General features: G+C 60.4%; 16 protein-coding genes. 9 read left to right on the top strand and 7 right to left on the bottom strand.

Features of this window, described 5'->3' with window-relative positions:
* Positions 1-125 precede the first annotated feature (125 nt).
* Together E1958_RS02835 and E1958_RS02830 are read right to left on the bottom strand one after the other, a co-directional pair.
* Complete coding sequence (locus E1958_RS02835; RefSeq protein WP_243725224.1) at positions 126-1,115, bottom strand: HpcH/HpaI aldolase/citrate lyase family protein; 990 nt, start codon at positions 1,113-1,115, stop codon at positions 126-128.
* Between the two features lie 1,344 nt (positions 1,116-2,459).
* Complete coding sequence (locus E1958_RS02830; protein WP_133510511.1) at positions 2,460-4,982, bottom strand: glycogen/starch/alpha-glucan phosphorylase; 2,523 nt, start codon at positions 4,980-4,982, stop codon at positions 2,460-2,462.
* Here E1958_RS02830 and E1958_RS02825 point away from each other — a divergent pair.
* Entirely contained in the window at positions 4,969-5,208 is a 240-nt protein-coding gene (locus E1958_RS02825; RefSeq protein WP_133510510.1) for a hypothetical protein, read from the top strand. The genes E1958_RS02830 and E1958_RS02825 overlap by 14 nt on opposite strands.
* Before the next feature lie 735 nt (positions 5,209-5,943).
* Here E1958_RS02825 and fabD read toward each other — a convergent pair.
* A complete protein-coding gene (gene fabD, locus E1958_RS02820) occupies positions 5,944-6,882 on the bottom strand; it encodes an ACP S-malonyltransferase (protein WP_133510509.1) in 939 nt (312 codons plus the stop codon).
* A gap of 346 nt (positions 6,883-7,228) precedes the next feature.
* Here fabD and prmB point away from each other — a divergent pair, with 346 nt between their 5' ends.
* The 5 genes from prmB (at position 7,229) to E1958_RS02795 (ending at position 12,853) form a co-directional block, all read left to right on the top strand.
* A complete protein-coding gene (prmB, locus tag E1958_RS02815; RefSeq protein ID WP_133510508.1) occupies positions 7,229-8,155 on the top strand; it encodes a 50S ribosomal protein L3 N(5)-glutamine methyltransferase in 927 nt (308 codons plus the stop codon).
* Positions 8,152-8,475: a general secretion pathway protein GspF gene (locus tag E1958_RS02810; protein ID WP_133510507.1), complete on the top strand. Its 324-nt coding sequence runs from the start codon at positions 8,152-8,154 to the stop codon at positions 8,473-8,475. The genes prmB and E1958_RS02810 overlap by 4 nt, the downstream gene beginning before the upstream one ends.
* A gap of 348 nt (positions 8,476-8,823) precedes the next feature.
* Positions 8,824-10,209: an oxygen-independent coproporphyrinogen III oxidase gene (hemN, locus tag E1958_RS02805; protein ID WP_133510506.1), complete on the top strand. Its 1,386-nt coding sequence runs from the start codon at positions 8,824-8,826 to the stop codon at positions 10,207-10,209.
* A 98-nt stretch (positions 10,210-10,307) separates the two neighbouring features.
* Entirely contained in the window at positions 10,308-11,258 is a 951-nt protein-coding gene (locus E1958_RS02800; protein WP_133510505.1) for a hypothetical protein, read from the top strand.
* A 35-nt stretch (positions 11,259-11,293) separates the two neighbouring features.
* The gene (locus tag E1958_RS02795; RefSeq protein ID WP_133510504.1) at positions 11,294-12,853 is read left to right on the top strand and encodes a long-chain-fatty-acid--CoA ligase; all 1,560 of its coding nucleotides are present in this window, start codon (positions 11,294-11,296) and stop codon (positions 12,851-12,853) included.
* Between the two features lie 64 nt (positions 12,854-12,917).
* Here E1958_RS02795 and pntB read toward each other — a convergent pair whose 3' ends face one another.
* The 3 genes from pntB to E1958_RS02785 are packed head-to-tail and all read right to left on the bottom strand — an operon-like array spanning position 12,918 to position 15,925.
* The gene (gene pntB, locus E1958_RS02790) at positions 12,918-14,318 is read right to left on the bottom strand and encodes a Re/Si-specific NAD(P)(+) transhydrogenase subunit beta (protein WP_133510503.1); all 1,401 of its coding nucleotides are present in this window, start codon (positions 14,316-14,318) and stop codon (positions 12,918-12,920) included.
* A gap of 12 nt (positions 14,319-14,330) precedes the next feature.
* Positions 14,331-14,705, bottom strand: coding sequence for a proton-translocating transhydrogenase family protein (locus E1958_RS22235; RefSeq protein ID WP_243725223.1), 375 nt, complete (start codon positions 14,703-14,705; stop codon positions 14,331-14,333).
* Positions 14,651-15,925 (bottom strand): Re/Si-specific NAD(P)(+) transhydrogenase subunit alpha, encoded by a 1,275-nt coding sequence (locus E1958_RS02785; RefSeq protein WP_243448453.1) that lies wholly within the window; start codon positions 15,923-15,925, stop codon positions 14,651-14,653. The genes E1958_RS22235 and E1958_RS02785 overlap by 55 nt, the downstream gene beginning before the upstream one ends.
* 721 nt (positions 15,926-16,646) lie before the next feature.
* Here E1958_RS02785 and E1958_RS02780 point away from each other — a divergent pair.
* The 3 genes from E1958_RS02780 (at position 16,647) to E1958_RS02770 (ending at position 19,530) form a co-directional block, all read left to right on the top strand.
* Positions 16,647-18,197, top strand: coding sequence for a 2-isopropylmalate synthase (locus E1958_RS02780; RefSeq protein ID WP_133510502.1), 1,551 nt, complete (start codon positions 16,647-16,649; stop codon positions 18,195-18,197).
* Positions 18,197-19,012 (top strand): uracil-DNA glycosylase, encoded by an 816-nt coding sequence (locus E1958_RS02775; protein ID WP_133510501.1) that lies wholly within the window; start codon positions 18,197-18,199, stop codon positions 19,010-19,012. Before E1958_RS02780 ends, E1958_RS02775 begins: the two co-directional genes overlap by 1 nt.
* Positions 19,013-19,167: 155 nt before the next feature.
* Positions 19,168-19,530 (top strand): sulfur globule family protein, encoded by a 363-nt coding sequence (locus tag E1958_RS02770; protein ID WP_133510500.1) that lies wholly within the window; start codon positions 19,168-19,170, stop codon positions 19,528-19,530.
* 511 nt (positions 19,531-20,041) lie between these two features.
* On the opposite strand, the gene E1958_RS02765 is transcribed toward E1958_RS02770, so the two are convergent.
* Positions 20,042-20,710 (bottom strand): histidinol-phosphatase, encoded by a 669-nt coding sequence (locus tag E1958_RS02765; RefSeq protein ID WP_133510499.1) that lies wholly within the window; start codon positions 20,708-20,710, stop codon positions 20,042-20,044.
* Between the last annotated feature and the right edge of the window lie 603 nt (positions 20,711-21,313).

Genomic DNA, 21,313 nt, shown 5'->3' with positions numbered 1-21,313 from the left:
CTAGCATTTAAAAAATACCACTACCAATGCCCACACGCTGCCGCTCTCCGGATCCGATCCGTGAAAACCGCGTTTCCACTTCGCGTCTTGAAAAATTGCCGGAAAGGCAATTTTTCAAGATCTCCTCAAGGCACCGCTTTCTCGGCAGCCAAGTTGGCCTTCTTGACTGTCGCTTCGGCCTGTCTGATCGAGGCGATATCGATCATCTTACCATCCAGGGTCACGGCGCCTGCCCCTGTTTGTTCGGCCTGCTCTAAGGCTGCCAGGACACGGCGCGCCTGTGCCACTTCGTCGGCGGAGGGTTTGAACAGTTCGTTCGCCAGCTCTACCTGGCTGGGGTGGATCGCCATCTTGCCTTCACAGCCCAGGGTGCGGGCCCGTTTCGCGCTCGCCGTCCAGCCGTCCGGGTCCTTGATATCGGAGAAGGGTCCGTCGATCGGGCGCAACCCGTTGGCGCGCGCCACTGCCACCAGCCGTGCCAGATGATAGTGCCACATGTCGCTCCAATGCCGCTCACGCCCACCCTCCGGGTCGGGGTCCGTCAATACGTGATAGTTCGGGTTGGGCGCGCCGATTATGCTGGCTGTCTGCGCTCCGGCGGCGGCGGCATAGTCGGCGGAACCGAAAACGATACTCTCATTGCGGGGCGAAGCCGCGGCGATTTCGCCGATGTTCTGGAGCCCCAGGGGGGTTTCGACGAGTAATTCGATGCCGACCCGTTTCTTGATGCCCTTGGCTTGCTCGATCTGGGTGAGCAGCATATCCAGGGCATAGATGTCCGCCGCGCAGCCGACCTTGGGGACCAGGATCAGGTCGAGGCGGCTACCGGCCTGTTCCACCACATCCACTACATCTCGATACATATAGTGGGTATCCAGGCCGTTGATACGCACCGAAACACTCTTGCCGCGGAAATCCAGTTCGTTCAGTGCAGCGATCACCTCCTTGCGCGCCTGCGCCTTTTTGTCCGGTGGGACCGAATCTTCCAGGTCGAAAAATATCAGGTCTGCCGCACCGGCGGCCGCCTTTTCGAAAAACTGTGGCTTGGATCCAGGTACGGCAAGCATACTTCGACTCAGGCGTTGGGTGCGAACGGGGATGGTCTTGAAGCTCACGGTGGGCGCTCTCCTGGTCGGTGATGGAATTGGGTTGCGCGGTGAAGGCTTGCGGCCAACGAGGGACTGGGGAAGGGCAGGCCAACTCGGACTGCCTTCAAAGAAAACGACGAATCACACAAATCGACGCGAAAAAGATCCCTCTCTTTGGTTCAGGATGACAATTTTGCGGGGATTCGCGTGATTCGTCGTTTTTCCGCTTTTTTACTAAGAGGCTGTCTAAAAACCAACACATTGATTTTCGACTGGCTCTCATGATTTTTTACTTGGATTTTCAAAGATTGGCTATTTCACCTGCTGGGTGAGTCCAAAAATGAATGAATTTTTCCATTATCCTGTTGTTTTATAAAGGGATTATTCTATAAGCGGTTCATTTAGTTCACGGAACCAGGAAAACCAACACATTGATTTTCGACTGGCTCCCCACGCTCCAGAGACTGTGAAAGTATTCCTGGATTTTCAGATCCAAAGGGACAGGACGACACAATTTTCCCTAAATTGAGCAGAAAATCTTTCTCTTCATCCTACATGGCATAGGGTTTAGCGTGGAATATGGCGGTCTCATCCCACTACTTCCGGGGAAAACGAATACTTTCACAGTCTCTGCCAGCGTGGGAGCAGATCCCGACGCTCCAGCGTCGATTAAGCGCCTCGGTAGACTAACCGCCAACGCCTATTAGCACAGAGAGCTGAGTCCGCTGGAGCGGACAAGACGGCATTCCCACGCTGGAGCGTGGGAACGAGCGCGAGAGCGCGGTGGTTCTGAGCTCGCTGGCCGGTGCACGCTCTCCCCGCGCGAACCGCATCTTTGGATGGTCTGTGCCCAACAGTATCGTTCAGGCCCTCCACTGTTTTTGCCATCCCTGACACTGGATTCCGGCAATCCCTGCCGGAATGACGCGGTGGGGTCTGAACGATTACGCCCAATACCCTTGCTGGACACGCTCGCCGTCCAAAGATACGAAGCTCCCTCGCTACGCTCGGGACAAGGCTGCGCTCACTACAATTAATTGATGCAGTTCGCACCTTCTCACGGTGCCATCCTGTAAGACCTGCCGCGCTCACCGCATCCTACGGCCCTGACAACTGCCCGGCGGGATGCGGCCATCCCTGGCCTGTCCCGCCCTACGGGGGCCACCCCTGCCCCCTGACAACTGCTTCATGATGCCATTCTGAATAACCTGCCGCGTTCACCGCATATATGGCAGGTGGCGCCGTCCTTGGCTTACCCGCCCTACCACCATCCTACGGGCGAAACAACTTGTTAATCGAGCAGTGGGCCGGACCACCAAGCGTCTGCTCAGCCCCGGATTTCCGGCGCCTGCTCTTCTGAAGGAGATGATCTTAAGCGGTCTGGTCGGAAAGCTTGGGTACGACAGGCTTGAGTTTCCAGATGTCCCGATTGTAATCGGCGATGGTGCGGTCGCTGGAGAAACGGGCACAGCAGGCCGCGTTGATGATGCTCATTTTGGTCCATCGGTCCTGGTCCCGGAAGGCCTCTGCGGCGCGTTGCTGGGCGTCGATGAAGCTGCGGAAGTCGGCCAGGGTCATCCAGGGATCGCCGGGGCTGCGCATCGAGCCGATGAGGGCATCGAAGGCCCCGGGCTCGAATTGGTTGAAGTGGGCGCTGTCGATCAACTGTATAACGCGGCTCAGGTCCTCGTCCTCATGGATGATCCGCTCCGGATCGTAGGGCTTGCGTTTGGTTGCGACCTCCGCTTCCGTGAGGCCGAACAGGAAGAAGTTTTCCTTGCCGACTTCTTCCAGGATTTCCACGTTGGCGCCGTCCAGAGTCCCGATGGTAACCGCCCCGTTCATCATGAACTTCATATTGCCGGTGCCCGATGCCTCCTTGCCGGCGGTCGAGATCTGGGACGAGAGGTCGGTGCCCGGCGCGATAATCTCCATCGCCGAGACCCGGTAGTTGGGAATAAAGGCCACCTTCAACCGATCGCCGACGGCGGGATCCTCGTTGATCACCTTGGCTACGTTGTTGATGAATTTGATGATCCGCTTGGCAAGCCAATAGCCGGGCGCGGCCTTGCCCCCAATGAAGACACAGCGCGGCGTCCAGTCGTTCGTATCGCCCCGTTTGATGCGATCATACAGGTGGATCACATGCAGTACGTTGAGCAGCTGGCGCTTGTATTCGTGGATCCGTTTGACCTGGACATCGAACATCGCATCGGGATTGAATTTTACGCCGCAGCAGGATGCCATCATTTTCGCCAGGTGCACCTTGTTCCGGCGTTTGACCTCCTGCCATTTCCGCACAAAGGTCTTGTCCTTGGTCTTCGGCCGCAGGTCCTTCAGCTTGGTCAGGTCGACCTCCCAGCCCACGCCCAGGGTTTCGGTAAGCAACTCGCTCAGACCCGGATTGGCAAGGGCCAGGAACCGACGCGGGGTCACGCCGTTGGTCTTGTTGTTGAACTTCTCCGGCCACAGGTCGTAGAAGTCCTTGAACAAGCCCTCCTTCAACAGCTTGGTGTGCAGCGCTGCAACGCCGTTGACCGAGAAGCTGCCCACGATGGCCAGGTGCGCCATGCGCACCTGGGGATCCATGCCCTCCTCGATAATCGACATCCGCGACTGGCGTTCGGTATCGCCCGGCCAGCGACTGGCCACCTGGGAGAGAAAGCGCGCATTGATCTCGAAGATGATGTCCAGGATCCGCGGCAAGAGTTCGCGAAAGGTGCGGACCGGCCAGCGTTCCAGCGCCTCGGGCAACAGGGTGTGGTTGGTGTAGGCCATGCAGCGGATAGTGATCGCCCACGCCTGGTCCCACCCCATACCCTGCCTATCCATCAGCAGACGCATGAGCTCGGCGACCGCCACCGCCGGGTGGGTGTCATTGAGCTGAAAACAGTTTTTTTCCGCAAACGGGGAGAAGTCCTCCCCCTGGTCCCGTAACCACCGCCGCATCACGTCCTGGAGCGCCGCCGAGGTCAGAAAATACTGCTGCCGCAGGCGCAGCTCCTTGCCGCTCTCGCTCGCATCGTTGGGATACAGGACTTTACTGATGTTTTCCGCATGCATGCGCCCCGCCACGGCCTCGACGTAAGAACCGGCATTGAACTGGGTCAGGTCGAACTCTTCGACCGCGACCGCCTTCCAGACGCGCAGCGTGTTGACCGTGCCGTTGAGATAGCCGGGGATCGGGATGTCATAGGGCACCGCCAGCACATCGTCGGTGTCCACCCAACGCATCTGAAAACCCTTGTCGCCATCCCCGATGCGCTCCACCCGCCCCCGAAACCTGATGCGCTGAATGAACTCGGTGCGTTCCAGCTCCCAGGGGTTGCCGCAGGCCAACCAATGATCGGGTTTCTCCACCTGCTCGCCCTGCGCGTCGATCTCCTGCCTGAAAATTCCGTACTCATAGCGGATACAGTGGCCCATCACCGGCAGCTGCAAGGTGGCACAGCTGTCCAGGAAGCAAGCTGCCAACCGTCCCAGGCCCCCATTGCCCAGCCCGGCGTCACGCTCGACCTCCATCATCTTCTCGAGCTCCAATCCCAGGGTGCTCACCGCCTTCTCTACTTCCTCCCGGATGCCCAGATTCAGCAAGGTGTTGCCGAGGCTGCGCCCCATCAGAAACTCCAGCGACAGATATTGAGTACGCTTGCACTCCTCGTCCTGATATGAATAGTGGGTGCTTTTCCAGCGTTCCATCAGCCGGTCCCGCAGGGCGATGACCAAGGCTTCATACAGATGGTGGGCAGAGATCGAGTGCTTGTCACAACCCAGGGTATGATTGAAATGGCGTCGGATATCGGCAACGATGCTGGACGCGTCCATCCCCAGCTCACGTTCATCGATCAGCAAGGGCTCGGGCAGGGGGGTGCGGCTCTTCTTGTCTTTGGCCATCTGGCATTCCTCTCTGGTGGTTCTGGGCATTGTTATTGTTCTGTTTCTATTTTTCTGGCAGTTTTTCAGCTTCTGCAGGCACCCTGACGGAGAGCCTGAAGCGAACTTCAGCCATGCCGGACAGGATAAATTCTCAATGTTAGCCGCGACGCTGGCGACGGGCAAGCCACACCGGCGATTCGCCGGAGTGAGCGCATATGAACTTCTTTATGCCGAATGCCGATAAAAACGCAAGCAGTAAAGAAAACGATGAATGTCAAGTTCCACCACCAAAGGCTTTGTCATGGTTGCGCGTTTTTGCACCACAGAGACACAGAGAACACAGAGAAAACACGGAGAAAATTCTCTATTTTCTCCGTGCCCTCCGTGTCTTCTGTGGTTATTTTCCTGGTCGGGCTAGTATCCCATTTCGCCTTATTTTGCATTCTCAGAGCCCCCCAAGCGCGCCCAGGCCAGGCACAGCGCGCAGGGAATAGCTCACTCTATTGTCAAGCGCTGTAACGCCGCCTTGGCGTGTTTGGGGGGCTCCCTTCGGGCGTTGCCCAACCGCCTGCGGCGAGGCACGGGATAACTTCGCGTGCCGAAACCGGCGCACGCAGTACGATACAGGTCGTTCATGTTCCAGGTTCCGGTTGCCTAAGGCATCGAGGGTAACCTACTGCTTGCTGGCGAGTTATCATTCAGATTTCGGGCGTTCGCCAGTTACCCTGGAGCGATTCGCCAGATTTGACGCATTATGAATTTCTTTGGTCGATAAAGACATAAGCAGTGAAAACGACGAATCACGCGAATCTAAGCGAAAAGGCTCCGTCCCCGCGGCTGCCCCAACCTGTCCGCGATTGCTGATTCGATATTTTCGGTACTTCGGCTCTGCTGTACTGGGTTTAGCCGCTATGCGGCTCGGCGGACTTGGACTATTAACTACGCTATCAGTTAAAAATTTACCACTACCGGTTCCGGATTAGCAGTCAGTCAGCATACAAACATCCTCGATGGCCTTGTCGATGGCGTCGCTGTGAATGATCTTTGATCCCTTGGGGACCGCTTTTCTGGCAAGCCCGAACAGCACCTTGCCCGGACCGACCTCAAAGAAGGTATCACACCCCTCAGCAACGGCCGTTGCCAGGGTATCGGTCCACAGGACCGGGCTGTCGATCTGCTTGATCAAGTTGTCGATGGTATAGGGCTGAGCCAATTGTCCGGTCAAATTGGCGATGACCGGATACTCGGTGGGATTCAGTGGCGTACCCTCGAGCTTGGGAGTCATTTCTTCCCGCGCCGGTGCCATCAGGCTGGAGTGGAAGGGCGCGGATACCGGCAGTGGTGTGCACCGGATCTTTTCGTCGGCGAGGGCCTTGGTGAGGGCTTCTACGGCCGTTTTGTGTCCCGAGACAATCTGCTGTTGCGGACCGTTGAAATTGACGACCTCGACGGTGCCGAGACGCGTGTCTATGGCCTTACATTTTTCGATCAGTGCTGCCGGGTCCAGGCCGATTACTGCGGCCATGGCGCCGGTTCCTTCCGGAACGGCCCTTTGCATGGCCTGACCACGCATCCTTACCAGTTTGACCGCCCGCGCAAAATCGAGCTTACCGGCCGCAACCAATGCCGAGTACTCACCCAGACTATGGCCCGTAAACAGCTTGGGGCGCAAATCCGTTTCACTCGTCAGGACCCGCCAGACGGCAATGCTGGTCGTCAGGATGGCCGGTTGCTGATTGGCGGTTAACCGTAGCTCCGCTTCCAGGCCATTGAAGCACAGATCACTGAGCTTGAAATCCAGTACTTCATCGGCCTCCGAAAAGGTATTGCGAGCTACCTCGAATCCCTCGCACAGTGCCTTACCCATGCCTACGTATTGAGATCCCTGGCCGGGGAACATCGCTAGGATATTTGCCATGATTGATACTCTTAAAGGTTCAAAACGGAACGACTACCGTCCGTACCCATAAGGGTCGGATGGAGTTTTCTCGGAAATCGGATCGGCCCTGCAAGACCTCGATGAATCCATCGAATGTTAGCCGCGACGATGGTACCGAGCAAGATTCCGACATCCTTATCACCAAGGCAAACGCTATAAATCCAGCCGAAAACATGGCCTTACGGAGTGAGCTGCCTGCCGCAGGTAGGGCAGACAAGTGCCTACCGCGCCTTTGCGGTTCAAACTGTTCCGCCGAAGGTGTTATTCTTGACGCTACTTGCCGCATTTCTGCGCGGCGCTGGTCAATCGTGCGAGTCGAGTATAGATGGCAAGTTCACCGGAAGGGCTCCTGACGATTCAGGATTTCATACGCTGGGGAGCCAGCCGCTTCAACGCGGAAGGCCTGTTCTTCGGTCACGGCACCGACAATGCACTGGACGAGGCGGTCCAGTTAGTGCTGCACGCCCTGCACCTGCCGCCGGACCTGTCGGCGGCCTACCGCGAGTGCCGACTCACCTTTCCCGAACGGGGAGCGGTCTGCGAGCTTCTGGAACGACGGATAAACGAGCGCAAGCCGGCCGCCTATCTGACCAATCGTGCCTGGTTCGCGGGACTGGAGTTCTACGTCAACGAGGACGTGTTGGTGCCCCGTTCACCCCTGGCCGAGCTGGTGGAGGCAGGCTTCGATCCCTGGGTCGGATCGGAAGGGCTGCATCGCATCTTGGACCTGGGTGCGGGCAGCGGCTGCATCGGTATCGCCTGTGCGGTTTATTTGCCCGAGGTGGAGGTGGATCTCGCGGAGATCTCGCCGGCGGCCTTGGAGGTAGCCTCCATCAATCGGGCGCGCCATCACCTGGAGGAGCGGGTACAGCTACTGCAATCGGACCTGTTCGAGAATATCGGGGACCGGCATTATGACATTATCGTCTCCAATCCTCCCTATGTCAGTACCGCGGAGCTGGTCACCCTGCCGGAGGAATCCCGCAAGGAGCCGGAGCTGGGGCTGGCGGGTGGCGAGACCGGCTTGGATCTGGTCTTGCGTATTCTGCGTGATGCCCCGACCTATCTCAACGAAGGCGGCGTGTTGGTGGTCGAGGTGGGGAACGCCGCCGCGGAACTGGAACAACGCTTCCCGGACCTGCCGTTTCTCTGGATCGAGTTCGAGCGGGGAGGCGAGGGCGTGTTCCTGATGCAGCGCGACCAGCTCACCGAGTTTAATCCGCTCTTCGAGAAAGAGTTGGAGACGCTATGAGCCTGAGACGGGCAAGGAGCATCGACGAGTACGTCGAATGGGTACGCCAGGCAGTCTTCGAGGTCGGGGATCTGCGTGAATGCCTGGAGTACGAGCTGGAGGACCTCAACCGCTTCCCGGCCTTCCTCGATCCCCTGCAGGAGGGCATCGAAGGCATCTACCGCTCCATGCAGGATGGGACCTATGGCTTCGGGCGCGAAGACATGCCCTTCATGGATCTGGCGGAGCGCTACGCGGACGAGATCCCGTTCCATACTCTACTCAAGCAGATCAATGAGACTCACCGCAGGGGCCTGGTAATCGACTCGGACGGCGGCTAGTACAGCAGTCCCGAAGTACCGATAACATGGGAGTCATCTTTATTGCCGCAAATGAACGCAAATCGGTCGTAAAAGATCAGATTGTCCTTTCTGTCCGCAGATTACGCAGATTCTCACAGATTGTTTCACTTTTAATCTGCGAAAATCTGCGTCATCCGTGGATCGATTGAAGCTGCCGAATCATTTTTCCCATACTCAACCTGAATCTCGGCGGCTCCGCTTTTTACCGCCGATGAACGAGAATGAACGCAGATCGGTTGCAATCGATTCGCCATCAGCGACGGTTCTTGACTCATTTGCGGTAGAAACAGCCTCCAGCCTCCCCCCAGCTTTCCTCTAGGTCCCCTCATGGATCAAACCGTCGCTTTCGACCTGGCGCTCATCCGCCGCTACGACCAGAGCGGTCCACGCTATACCTCCTATCCCACCGCCGTAGAGTTTCACGACGGCTTCGGTGAGCCGGAATATCGCCGGGCCTGCGCCCGCAGCAGCGCGAGTGGGCGGCCCCTCTCGCTCTACGTCCATATTCCGTTTTGCGACACGGTCTGCTTCTATTGCGCCTGCAATAAAATCGCTACCAAGGACCGCAGCCGTGCCCAACCCTATCTGGAGCGGGTCTATCGAGAGCTCGAGCGACAGAGTGCCTTGCTCGGGGCCGACCGGACGGTGGAGCAGCTCCATTGGGGTGGGGGGACGCCGACCTTTATCAGCCGGGACCAGATGCGCGAGCTCATGGACCACACCCGGCGCCGCTTCCGGCTGGCGGCGGACGGGCTCGGCGAATACGCCATCGAGATCGACCCACGGGAGGCGGATGTGCAAACGGTCGTCCTGTTGCGGCGCCTGGGCTTCAACCGCATGAGCCTGGGGGTGCAGGACTTGGATCCGGTGGTCCAGAAGGCGGTCAATCGCATCCAGACGGAAGAGGAGACCCTGGCGGTGCTGGAGGCGGCGCGCGCAGAGGGTTTCCGCTCCATCAGCATCGATCTCATCTACGGGCTGCCGTTCCAGACTGTGGATGGCTTCATCCACACCTTGGAGCGCATCGTCGCATTCGCCCCGGACCGCTTGTCCGTCTTCAACTACGCCCATCTACCACAGCGCTTCATGCCCCAGCGGCGTATCAATGAAGCGGACCTGCCGTCTCCCCACACCAAGCTCGACATCCTCAAGACCACCGGCGAGCTGCTTACGGACGCCGGCTATATCTATATCGGCATGGATCACTTCGCGCGACCGGATGACGAGCTGGCGGTGGCGCAACGCAGCGGCAGTCTTTACCGCAACTTCCAGGGCTACTCCACCCATGCGGACTGTGATCTCATCGGCATCGGCACGACCTCGATCGGTAAGCTAGACAACACCTACTCCCAGAACCGGCGGACCCTCGACGAATACTGCCGGGACATCGACGCCGGCTGCCTGCCGGTCTTCCAGGGCATCGAACTGAGCCGCGACGACGAGATCCGCCGCGCTGTCATTACCCGGCTGATCTGTAACTTCGCGCTGGATGTTCCCAACCTGGAACAGACCTGGGGTATCGAGTTCGCCGACTACTTCAGTGATGAACTGCCCAAATTGGCGCCTATGCAGGAGGATGGACTGCTGACGCTCGACGCGCAACAGATCCGCGTCCTGCCCAAGGGCCGATTGCTGATCCGGAACATCTGCATGGCCTTCGACGCCTACCGATCCGCCGAAGACAGGCCAGCGGGTTTCTCCAAGGTCATCTGAGAGGCTGTCTGGTTAAAAGCAATCCTGAATGATTCGGCGTTGTCAGAAGGGTTGACTATCCTATCCTGAGCATTGCCTATTTTTTCCCGGACAAGCCCATGTCCCACGATCAGAATTTCAAAAACCTTATCCTCGACTACCCGCATCAGGCGCTGGCCTTTTTCGCCGCGACCGAAGCCGATGCAGTCGGCGCAGCCCAAATCACACCCGTGCGCCAAGAGCAGCCACAAGAGCGCCTCGGCGAGCGCTTTCGCGAGCTCGATGTTCCCCTGTTGGTGCAATGGCCCGACGGGCAGCGTGAGGCATTGCTGTTCGTGCTCGAAGAAGAGAGCAATGCACAGCGCTTCTCCATCCACCGCCTGGCCCACTATTGCCTGGACCTGGCCGAGCTGCTGAAGACCGACCGCGTGGTCCCGGTCGTCATCTTCCTGCGCCGAGCAACTGGTGCGCCCCAACGGCTGTGCCTGAGCGGAGACCACCACACCTACCTTGATTTTCACTATCTGAGCTGCGTCCTGGGCGAGCTCTCCTACGAGCACCATCGCCACAGCGATAACCTGGTGGTCCGGCTGAATCTGCCCAACATGCAGTATCCCGTACAGCGCAAGGTCGAGGTCTATGCCCAAGCGGTTCGGGGGCTGACCACGCTGGAATGCGATCCTGAGAAGCAGCTCAAATACCTGGACTTCATCGACATCTATGCGGCGCTTGACGATAATGAGCGGGTCGAATACCAACGTGACTACCCTGACGAGGCGCAGACCATGAGCCGATTTGCCGAACGCTTTCACGAACAGGGCATGCAGCAAGGCATGCAGCAGGGCATGCAGCAAGGCATGCAACAGGGCATGCAACAGGGCATGCAACAGGGCATGCGGCAAGGCAAGCACCAAGGTGAAGCCTTGGTATTGGAACGCCAGTTGCGCCTGAAATTCGGTGCCTTGCCCGATGAAGTACAGCGCCGGATCGAGCAGGCCAACGAGCAGACCCTGCTCACGTGGTCCGAGCGGGTCCTCACCGCCAGTCGTCTTGATGAAGTTCTGCACTGAGCACGTGAGGTAATTAAGCAAGGGACACTGAGCCAATGAGTATAAGCACAGGGTCTCGGGACACGATTCCCGATAGTTTCCGCGCCGTCGCCTGTGCCCGCGGCGATCAGCCGGTGCTGCTGGGCGTCGGACCGAGCTGGACCTTTGCGACACTGGATCGGGCTTCGGACGGGATCGCGGTGGGTCTGGCGGGACGGGGCGTCGAGCCCGGCGACCGGATCGGCTTGTACTGCCCGAACACCCCCGAATTCGTGGCCGCCTATCTGGGAATACTCAAGGCCGGCGCCACGGTGGTGCCCATCAACCTGATGCTCAACCCCAAGGAGATCGTCTTTATTCTGAGCGATGCCGGCGCCAAGGGGTTCTGCTATCACCAGGCCTTGGCAGAGGTGGCGCAGCAGGCGCGTGGATTGGCCCCTGAGCTGGGGCTCTCGATCAGGATCGGCAACGGCGACGGCACGGATCCGTCCCTGGACGAGCTCATGGCAACGCCGGGAAGGCCGCCCACCTTGAGGCTCGACGCCGACCGCCACCTGGCGGTTATCCTCTATACGTCCGGCACTACCGGGCGGCCCAAGGGCGCCATGCTCAGCCATACCAATCTGCGGGTCAACACGGCAAGCATCAGGCAGGCATTGCACCTGGAGCCTGGCCGTGACCGTGTGCTGGTGGTATTGCCCCTATTCCACGCATTCGCGGCCACGGTGGGCATGCTCACCCCCCTCCTCCATGGTCTCGGATCGGTGATCGTCGGCCAGTTCGATCCCAAGTCGGTAAGCGCGGCCATCGCCGAGTATGGCGCGACCATCTTCCTGGGCGTGCCGAGCATGTATAACCTACTGTTGCGACTGGAGGACCAGGCCCGGAACCAGTGGGCCTCGGTGCGTTTCTGCGTGTCGGGCGGTGCCGCCATGCCGCAGGCCCTGATGGCGTCCTTCGAGGAGCGCTTCGATATCCCGATCCTGGAGGGCGACGGGCCTACCGAATGCGCTCCCGTGACCTGTGTGAACCCGCTCGCAGGGCCGCGCAAACCGGGCTCCGTGGGCCTCCCGATCCCCGGTGTCGAGATGCGCGTCGCCGGTCCGGATGGGGTTTGGCTCGCGGATAGCGAGCACGGCGAGGTCTGTGTCCGGGGTGCCAACGTCATGCAGGGCTACTGGGGGCTGGAGGCGCAGACGCGGGAGAGCTTTTTCGGCGACTGGTTCCGCACCGGCGACCTGGGCTATCGGGATGCGGACGGCTATTTCTTCCTGGTCGACCGCATCAAGGATCTGATCATCAGCAACGGCATGAATGTCTACCCGCGCATGATCGAGGAGGTACTTTATCGATATCCGGATATCGCCGAGGCGGCGGTGGTGGGCGAACCCCACCGGCTGCACGGTGAAATCCCCGTCGCCTTCGTCGTGCCCAAGCCGGGGGCGAGGCTAGACCCGGCACGCCTGCGGGACTGGTGTAAGGAACACCTGGGCCGCCACGAGATCCCCCGCCGCCTCGAGCTGCGCGAAGACCTGCCCAGGAATGCGGCAGGCAAGATCCTCAAGCGCGAGCTGCGCCGACAGGGGGAGTTGGAGCGGGGTATCGACAGCCCCTAGTCCAGAGTTTCGACCAATTCGGAGACCGGATGCTCCGCGCCGAGATCAAACTCGGCGCTGAGGATCAGACACTCGCCAGGATGGCGTCCACGCTGGCCTTGGCGTCGCCGAAGAGCATCCGGGTGTTGTCCTCGAAGAACAGCGGATTCTGTACCCCGGCATAGCCGGTCGCCATGCTCCGTTTCATCACCACCACCGTCTTCGCCTTCCAAACCTCCAGGACCGGCATGCCCGCGATGGGGCTGCTCGGATCGGTCTGGGCCGAGGGGTTAACGATATCGTTGGCGCCGATGACCAGCACTGCGTCCGTGTCCGGGAAGTCCTCGTTGATCTCGTCCATTTCCATGACGATGTCGTAGGGGACCTTGGCCTCGGCCAGGAGCACGTTCATATGGCCCGGCATGCGCCCCGCCACGGGGTGGATGGCGAAACGTATCTCAACGCCCTGGTCCCGCAGCTTGCGCGTGATGTCGTTGATGACGTGCTGCGCCTGGGCCACCGCCATCCCGTAACCGGGGACGATAATCACCCGCTTGGCGTCCTTGAGCAGGGCCGCCGTCTCTGCGGCGGAGACGGCAATGACCTCGCCCTGATCGCCGCCCGCGGCGACCGCGCCCCCCGCGGTGCCAAAGCCGCCGGCGATCACCGCCAGGAACTTACGGTTCATGGCGCGACACATGATGTAGGAGAGGATGGCACCGCTGCTGCCCACCAAGGCACCGGTGACGATCAGCAGGTCGTTGGAGAGCATGAAACCGGTGGCCGCTGCGGCCCAGCCGGAGTAGCTGTTGAGCATCGAGATCACCACCGGCATATCGGCACCGCCGATAGCCATCACCATATGGATGCCGAAGGCAAAGGCGATGATGGTCATGACCAGCAATGGGATCAGGCCGGAGCCCGTGTCCTCGGCCCCCACGAACCCAACGCCGAGCCCCAGGCAAACCAGTCCTAGCCCTAGGTTCAGCCAGTGGCGGGCCGGCAGGGCCAGGGGCTTGCTGGAAATACGGGCGCTCAGCTTGCCGAAGGCGATGACCGAGCCGGTGAAGGTGACCGCGCCGATCAGGACGCCGAGATAGATCTCCACCTCGTGGATGGTCTTGGCTACTTCGGCATCCGGGCCCTCGAAGTGGGTCGTCGGGTCCAGATAGCTGGCGAAGCCGATCAGTACGGCGGCCAGACCCACGAAGCTGTGCAGAATAGCCACCAGCTCCGGCATCTGGGTCATCTGCACGCGCCTTGCGACGTAGATGCCGATAACGGCAGCGATCGCGATGCACACCGCCAGGATGGCGTAATTGGTGACGAATTCGCTGGCGATGACGGCGATCAAGGCAATCGCCATGCCGATGATGCCGTAGATGTTGCCGCGCCGGGCCGTCTCCTGGTGGCTCAATCCACCCAGGGCCAGGATGAAGAGGATGCTGGCCGCAATGTATGCGGTGGTCAGAATGCCTTCAGTCATGATCGAACCCCCTTATTTCCTGAACATGTGCAGCATGCGCTGGGTGACATAGAAGCCGCCGAAGACATTAACGGTGGCGATCAGGATGGAAATCGCGGCCAAGACGACCACCAACCAGGATTGCTCGTTGGAGACCTGGAGTAGGGCGCCGATAACGATGATGCCGCTGATGGCGTTGGTAACACTCATGAGTGGGGTATGCAGGGCCGGGGTCACGTTCCAGATCACCATATAGCCCACGAAGCAGGCCAGCACGAACACGGTGAAATGGGCCAGAAAGTCCGCCGGGGCCACGCTGCCCAGGCCAAGCAGGGCCAGGAGGCCGACGCCCATCATGGCCGCGGTAGCCAGGCCCTTGGGCTTTTTCTCCGGAGTCGCTTCCGACACCGCCGATTGGGGGGAGGCCGCCGTTGGCGTCGCCTTGGCGGGCGGTGGGGTCGCCTGCGGCTTGGGAGACGGTGGGGGGGGGGTGGCGGCCAGGTGATCTCACCGTCCTTGATGACGGTGGTGCCCCGAATCACCTCGTCTTCCATATTCACGACGATCCGACCGTCTTTATCCGGCGTCAGATCGGTCAACAGGTGGCGCAGGTTGGTGCCGTAGAGCTGGCTGGACTGGGTAGGCAGGCGACTCGGGAGATCCAGCTCACCGACGATGGTCACCCCCCGGCGCACCACCACCTCGCCGGGCTCACACAGGGCACAGTTACCCCCCTGACGGGCGGCCAGGTCGACGATGACACTGCCGTCCCGCATGGACTCCACCATAGCCTCGGTGATTAGCTTGGGCGCCGGCTTACCGGGGATCAAGGCAGTGGTGATGATGATGTCCACCTCCTTGGCCTGCTGAGCGAACAGCTCCATCTCGGCCTTGATAAACTCCTCGCTCATCACCTTGGCATAGCCGCCCTCACCGCCGCCTTCCTCCTCGAAATCGAGCATGAGGAACTCGGCGCCCATGCTCTCGACCTGCTCCTTGACCTCCGGGCGGGTGTCAAAGGCGCGGACCACGGCGCCCATGGCGCCGGCGGCGCCGAGCGCGGCCAGCCCGGCGACCCCGGCGCCGATGATCAGCACCTTGGCCGGGGGGATCTTGCCCGCAGCCGTCACCTGACCAGTAAAGAAGCGACCGAAATAGTTGGAGGCCTCCACCACGGCCCGGTAGCCGGCCACGTTGGCCATGGAGCTCAGGGCATCCAGCTTCTGGGCGCGCGAGATTCGGGGCACGCTGTCCATGGCCAAGACGGTCGCCTTACGGGCGGCCAGCTGCTCCATCAGCTCCGGATGCTGGGCCGGCCAGATGAAGCTGATCAAGGTGCCGCCCTCGCGTAACAGCTCCGTCTCTTCGAGGTGCTCGGACGGATGGGTCTCAGGGGCATGGATCTTGAGCAGGATATCGGACTGGGCCCACAGGGCCTTGACGTCCTCCACCACCTCGACTCCCGCCGCACGATAGGCGTTGTCCGAGAAGTGGGCCTTCTCACCGGCCCCGGCCTCGATTGCAACCGAGAAGCCGAGCTTGCGCAGCTGCTCCGCCGTGTCCGGCGTGACGGCAACCCGGTTCTCGCCCGGATGGACCTCCCGCGGGGCCCCGATCTTCATGGACATACTCTCCTCCTCCAACAGATTTTTTCGTTGTACTCTCGTGGTAATTTTACGCGCAAGTGGGCGCGTTGCGCCTTCCCGGTGAGCACAGCTCCGGTGGGCACAGCCTACCCTTGTAGGTTCTGTTTCCAAGGGAAAGCCAAGGATGAGCTATAAAGGGATTTGATGGAGCCTACCTGGAAAGCCGTCGCAATCTGAGGCCTTGAGCCTGGGTGTCGATTGGCTCCCCGCCCGCTTCGCCCATGCCGGAGCGTATCCGCGGCCGTGAGCTGCGTTCGTGAGCCTGCATATACAAGGTCGGTAGGCGCGGGTCCGGGGTCGGGGAACCAGGTAACCATCCTAACCGGTTTGACCAATTTGGAGAACCAGCATCGGATTTGCACTGGAACAGAGTATCCACACCTACGTTATCCCCGCGCGGCCTGCATGCGCGGTGCTTGGCACTCCCGAAAGGATAGGCTATATTCACCCTGTAACATGTGAATCCTTAAGATCATGTCGAGCCCGACGGCACCTCCGAAGGCGCAGCTGTTTGCGTCCCAGTCCCAACCGATGGCGCCCCCTCTCCTGCGTCGGCTCCTGCTCGCGCGTCCTCTGCTGCCCTGAGGGGCAAAAGTACACCCAAGCCCCGGCGGGGGCCAGACGGCACGCACTATCTCCGATCGAACGAAACAGCGCTGCATGCGTCCTTAAGCGATGGATGTGGTGACGCGAGAGCGAGCACATGAGCGACAAAGAGCAATTGATTATCTTCGACACCACCTTGCGTGACGGCGAGCAGAGTCCGGGTGCTTCCATGACCCGGGAGGAGAAGGTCCGCATCGCCAAGGCCCTGGAACGGCTGCGGGTGGATGTCATCGAGGCGGGGTTCCCAATTGCCAGCCCGGGTGACTTCGAGGCGGTGAAGGCCGTCGCCGCCGGCGTCAAGGACAGCACCATCTGCGGGCTCACCCGCGCCCTGGACCGGGACATCGACCGTGCCGGAGAGGCCCTGGCCGGCGCCGAATCGGCCCGCATCCACACCTTTATCGCCACCTCTCCTATCCATATGGAGAGGAAGCTGCGCATGAGCCCGGACGAGGTGGTGGCCCAGGCCGTGCACGCGGTCCGGCGGGCCCGCCGCTACACGGACGACGTGGAATTCTCCCCCGAAGACGCGGGACGCTCCGAGCGCGATTTCCTGTGCCGGATATTGGAGGCGGTCATCGCCGCCGGTGCCCGCACCGTGAACATCCCGGATACCGTGGGCTACAGTGTCCCCTATCAGTTCGGTGATCTGATCCGGACCCTGATCGAGCACGTGCCCAACTCGGATAAGGCGGTGTTCTCGGTGCATTGCCACAACGACCTGGGATTGGCCGCCGCCAACTCATTGGCGGCGGTGCGCAACGGCGCGCGCCAGGTGGAATGCACCATCAATGGTCTCGGGGAGCGGGCGGGCAACGCCGCCCTGGAAGAGATCGTCATGGCGGTGCGCACGCGCCGGGATCACTTCGACTGCGACACCCGTCTGGATACGACGCAAATCGTCCCCTGCTCGCGCCTGGTGTCGGGTATCACCGGTTTCGCCGTCCAGCCCAACAAGGCCATCGTCGGTGCCAATGCCTTCGCCCACGAGTCCGGTATCCACCAGGACGGGGTGCTCAAGAGCCGTGAGACCTATGAGATCATGCGGGCCCAAGACGTGGGTTGGAGTGAGAACCGCATCGTGCTGGGCAAGCACTCCGGGCGCAGTGCCTTCCGCGCGCGGCTCCAGGACTTGGGCGTGAGCTTCGCCTCGGAAGAGGACCTCAACGCCGCCTTCGCCCGCTTCAAGGACCTGGCGGACAAGAAGCACGAGATCTTCGACGAGGACCTGCAGGCCCTGGTGACGGACACCAACCTGGACGCCACCAACGAGCGCATCAAGCTGGTGTCCCTGCGGGTCTGCTCGGAGACCGGGGAGACCCCCAAGGCACACCTGGTGCTCGCCGTGGACGGGGAGGAAAAGCCCGGAATCTCCATCGGCGGCGGTCCGGTAGATGCCACTTTCAGGGCCATCGAAACCATCGTCGCCAGCGGGACCGTACTCAAGCTCTACTCGGTCAATGCCATCACCAGCGGTACCGATGCCCAGGGTGAAGTCACGGTACGCTTGGAGAAAGGGGGCCGTATCATCAATGGTCAAGGGGCGGATACGGATATCGTCATCGCCTCCGCGAAGGCCTACATCAACGCCTGCAACAAGCTCCTGCAGCCGCGTGAGCGGGCGCACCCCCGGACCGGGGATGTCTAATGGATCCGGAGCGCAGCCGCCGCTATCTGGGTGCCATGGGCGTGCAGGTGTGGCGGCTGCGCGCTGCGGATGGGGATACCCAAGGGCTTGGACAAGGACCTGAAGAAGTACCGCCGCCGGTGCACCAGGGGGATAGCATGGCTTCCGAATCCGCAGGACCTTCCAACGTCGAGGTCGAGCCGCCCCCCGAGGCGGCACCCGACGTCCTCCCTACCGCCGGAGTTGCCGGAATGGATTGGGAGCGCCTGAGCGAGACCGTGGCTGCCTGTCGCGCCTGCGAGCTCTGCGAGACCCGGACCCAGACCGTGTTCGGCGTGGGCAACCGCCGGGCCGACCTGATGATCGTCGGCGAGGCCCCGGGGGCCGACGAGGACCGCCAGGGCGAGCCCTTCGTAGGGCGGGCCGGACAGCTGCTCAATCTGATGCTCGCGGCCATCGGATTCGAGCGCGAGCAGGTCTTTATCGCCAACATCCTCAAGTGTCGCCCGCCGGGGAACCGGGACCCACGGCCGGAGGAGACCCTGCGCTGCGAGCCTTACCTCATGCGCCAAATCGCGCTGGTGCGCCCGCGCGTACTGCTCTCGGTGGGTCGTATCTCGGCGCAGAAGCTACTTAAGACGGATGACCCGATCGGCAAGCTGCGGGGGCGCTGGTTCGCGTTCGGCCCCGACGAGATCCCATTGACCGTTACCTATCATCCGGCCTACCTGCTGCGTTCCCCGGAGCAAAAATCCAAGGCCTGGCAAGATCTGCTCAAGGTTACGCGCCGGCTGCGCGAAACGGCTGGGGATCCCGGCGCGGGGGTGGCGGGTTGATCCGCTCCGTTGCGTCTGATCTATCCTCCGGTTGAGCCCGATAGAAAAAAGTAATTTCTAAAATAATGAAATTCTAATATTATATGTACCGACGGTGCACAAAACGCCTTCGCTCACTGCACCGGATTCAATCCTCTGCTATTAGGAGAAACCAAATGAAAAAGCTCGCTACTGCCGCTGCCGTCGCCGTGCTGCTTGGCGCTTCCGCTTCCGCTTCCGCTTGGTGGGGGGGAGGTCCTTGGGGTGGTTGGCCCGGCGGCGGCTATAACGACAACAACTGGTGGAACGACATGTTCGGTGACGGTTGGGGCGACTTCAACATGAACATGTCCGGTGGTGGACGCGGTTGGGGCCGCGGTTACAACCGCTATCGCGACTATTACGGTTATGGTCCCTATGGTTGGGGTGGTGGTCCTTGGGGTGGATATGGTGCCCCCTACTATGGTGGCGGCTACCCCCACCCTTACGCGGCTCCCGCGGCCCCAGCGACCCCGGCTCCCGCCGAGCCCAAGAAGTAAGGATTTCGCTCCTCTCCTTTAGGAATCCTGCACAGGGATGTGCGGCAGAAAACCGCGCCTTTCGGCGCGGTTTTGCTTTTCCGCCGGCGATCTTAGAAGCCGTCCGGTTAAAAGCAATCCTGAATGATTTGGCGTGATTTGGAGGACCGGACTTTCTTTATCCACAGATTCCGCAGATTTCTGCAGATTAAGAACGAAATGATCCGTGAAAATCTGCGGAATCTGTGGATTAAAAAGACACCTTCGCGAGCAACACCAAATCACGCCGAACAGCGCCGGGATCAAACAAGACCGATCCTGAATGATTCGGCGCTGTTTGGGGGGAAAGATCCCTCCTGCGTCAGGACAAGTTTGACGTGTTGCGTTCGACGCCTGACGGCTTATCGATCTCTGACGCCGCCTGGCCCATCGGCTGGGTTCAGGGACGAACCCGGCTGTCGTCCCTGCCCCCTGCCGACTGTTCCCTGCCTGCTCCCGCTCTGGTCGGTGTCCGGGCCAGCGTCTTATCCCGTCAGGGCGTGCTTTGTCCCCGCAAGGAGATAATCGGCCAACCCCGATCATGGGCATAGCGTCGCAAACGATCGTCGGGATCCGTTGCCACCGGATGATCTACCCGCTCGAGCAAGGGGATATCATTGTGGGAATCACTGTAGAAGGTGCTACCCGCAAGTTCGGTAGCGGTTTCCTCCAACCAGTCCAATAATCGTTCCACCTTGCCTGCTTGATAGGCCGGTATGTCCGTCACCTCGCCCGTGTAGTGGCCGTTCACCTGCTCGGGAATAGTGGCAATCAGATTAGGTATACCTAAGCGCTCGGCGATGGGAGCGGTTACGAACTGGTTGGTAGCGGTAACGATAAGCAGGGTATCTCCGGCCGCACGGTGGCGCTCCACCAGCTCACATGCCGGCGGCAAGATGATGGGCTCGATTTTCTCGCGCAGAAAGTCCCGGCGCCAGCGCTTCAGGTCTTCCGGCCGATTGTCTCGCAAGGGACGAAAAGAAAAACGCAAGAACTCGTGAATGTCCAGGTCTCCCTCCTGGTATTCGCGGTAGAAGCGCTCGTTCGCGCGCGCGAATTCGTCCTTGTCCACAATTCCGCGCTCGACGAGAAAGACACCCCAGAGATAGTCGGAATCCCCGGCAAGGAGGGTGTTATCGAGATCGAAGATAGCCAATGCCAAGGGGGGCTCCTGATTGCGGTAGGATCCTAGTACCTAGTCCGGATAACGATCCCTGAATTTCGTGCGGGGACGGAGCCTGTCTGTCATAACGAAAGACTAACCTATTGATTTTCGGCTGGCTCCCCAGGCTCCAGCGTGGGAGGCAGACCCGACGCTCCAGCGTCGATTAAGCGTCTCGGTGGCTAACAGCCAACGCCTATCAGCAATAGGGCTGAGTCCGCGGAACGGACAAGACGGCGTTCCCACGCTGGAGAGACTGTGAAAGTATTACGTTTTCAGAGCATAGGATGAGAGCAACATAATTTCCATAATCCAGCTGGAAACTTTCTCCTACCACGTGATTCAGCGGGAAATGGTAACTTCATCCACCGCTTTCGAAAACCGGAATACTTTCACAGTCTCTGGAGCGTGGGAACGAGTGCGAACGGGCCGTAACCCAACACGTCAGATCCCACAACCAACGCCAAATAACCCAGGACCGCGCTAGATCTGTTTTAACCAAACAAAGTTGTTGGTGGGCACAGCCCACCCTACCAGCAATTTATGCGCACTCGCCCTGGACCTTATGGAGCCCAGGTTGCCCATGCAGTGGCGGATGTGGAA

This window comes from Candidatus Thiosymbion oneisti (assembly GCF_004359955.1).
In the GTDB taxonomy this organism is placed as follows: Bacteria; Pseudomonadota; Gammaproteobacteria; order Chromatiales; family Chromatiaceae; genus Thiosymbion; species Thiosymbion oneisti.
Note: the sequence above shows the minus strand (reverse complement) of the source record. Positions and strands in the feature narration are given on the sequence as shown.

Excerpts from the sequence above, each read along its gene's own strand:
- E1958_RS02810 (WP_133510507.1), top strand. The coding sequence starts at position 8,152 with ATGAGCCTGAGACGGGCAAGGAGCATCGACGAGTACGTCGAATGGGTA.
- E1958_RS02830 (WP_133510511.1), bottom strand. The coding sequence starts at position 4,982 with ATGGCCAAAGACAAGAAGAGCCGCACCCCCCTGCCCGAGCCCTTGCTG.
- E1958_RS02780 (WP_133510502.1), top strand. The coding sequence starts at position 16,647 with ATGAGCGACAAAGAGCAATTGATTATCTTCGACACCACCTTGCGTGAC.
- hemN (WP_133510506.1), top strand. The coding sequence starts at position 8,824 with ATGGATCAAACCGTCGCTTTCGACCTGGCGCTCATCCGCCGCTACGAC.
- pntB (WP_133510503.1), bottom strand. The coding sequence starts at position 14,318 with ATGACTGAAGGCATTCTGACCACCGCATACATTGCGGCCAGCATCCTC.
- E1958_RS02795 (WP_133510504.1), top strand. The coding sequence starts at position 11,294 with ATGAGTATAAGCACAGGGTCTCGGGACACGATTCCCGATAGTTTCCGC.
- E1958_RS02770 (WP_133510500.1), top strand. The coding sequence starts at position 19,168 with ATGAAAAAGCTCGCTACTGCCGCTGCCGTCGCCGTGCTGCTTGGCGCT.
- prmB (WP_133510508.1), top strand. The coding sequence starts at position 7,229 with ATGGCAAGTTCACCGGAAGGGCTCCTGACGATTCAGGATTTCATACGC.
- fabD (WP_133510509.1), bottom strand. The coding sequence starts at position 6,882 with ATGGCAAATATCCTAGCGATGTTCCCCGGCCAGGGATCTCAATACGTA.
- E1958_RS02785 (WP_243448453.1), bottom strand. The coding sequence starts at position 15,925 with ATGTCCATGAAGATCGGGGCCCCGCGGGAGGTCCATCCGGGCGAGAAC.
- E1958_RS02775 (WP_133510501.1), top strand. The coding sequence starts at position 18,197 with ATGGATCCGGAGCGCAGCCGCCGCTATCTGGGTGCCATGGGCGTGCAG.
- E1958_RS02800 (WP_133510505.1), top strand. The coding sequence starts at position 10,308 with ATGTCCCACGATCAGAATTTCAAAAACCTTATCCTCGACTACCCGCAT.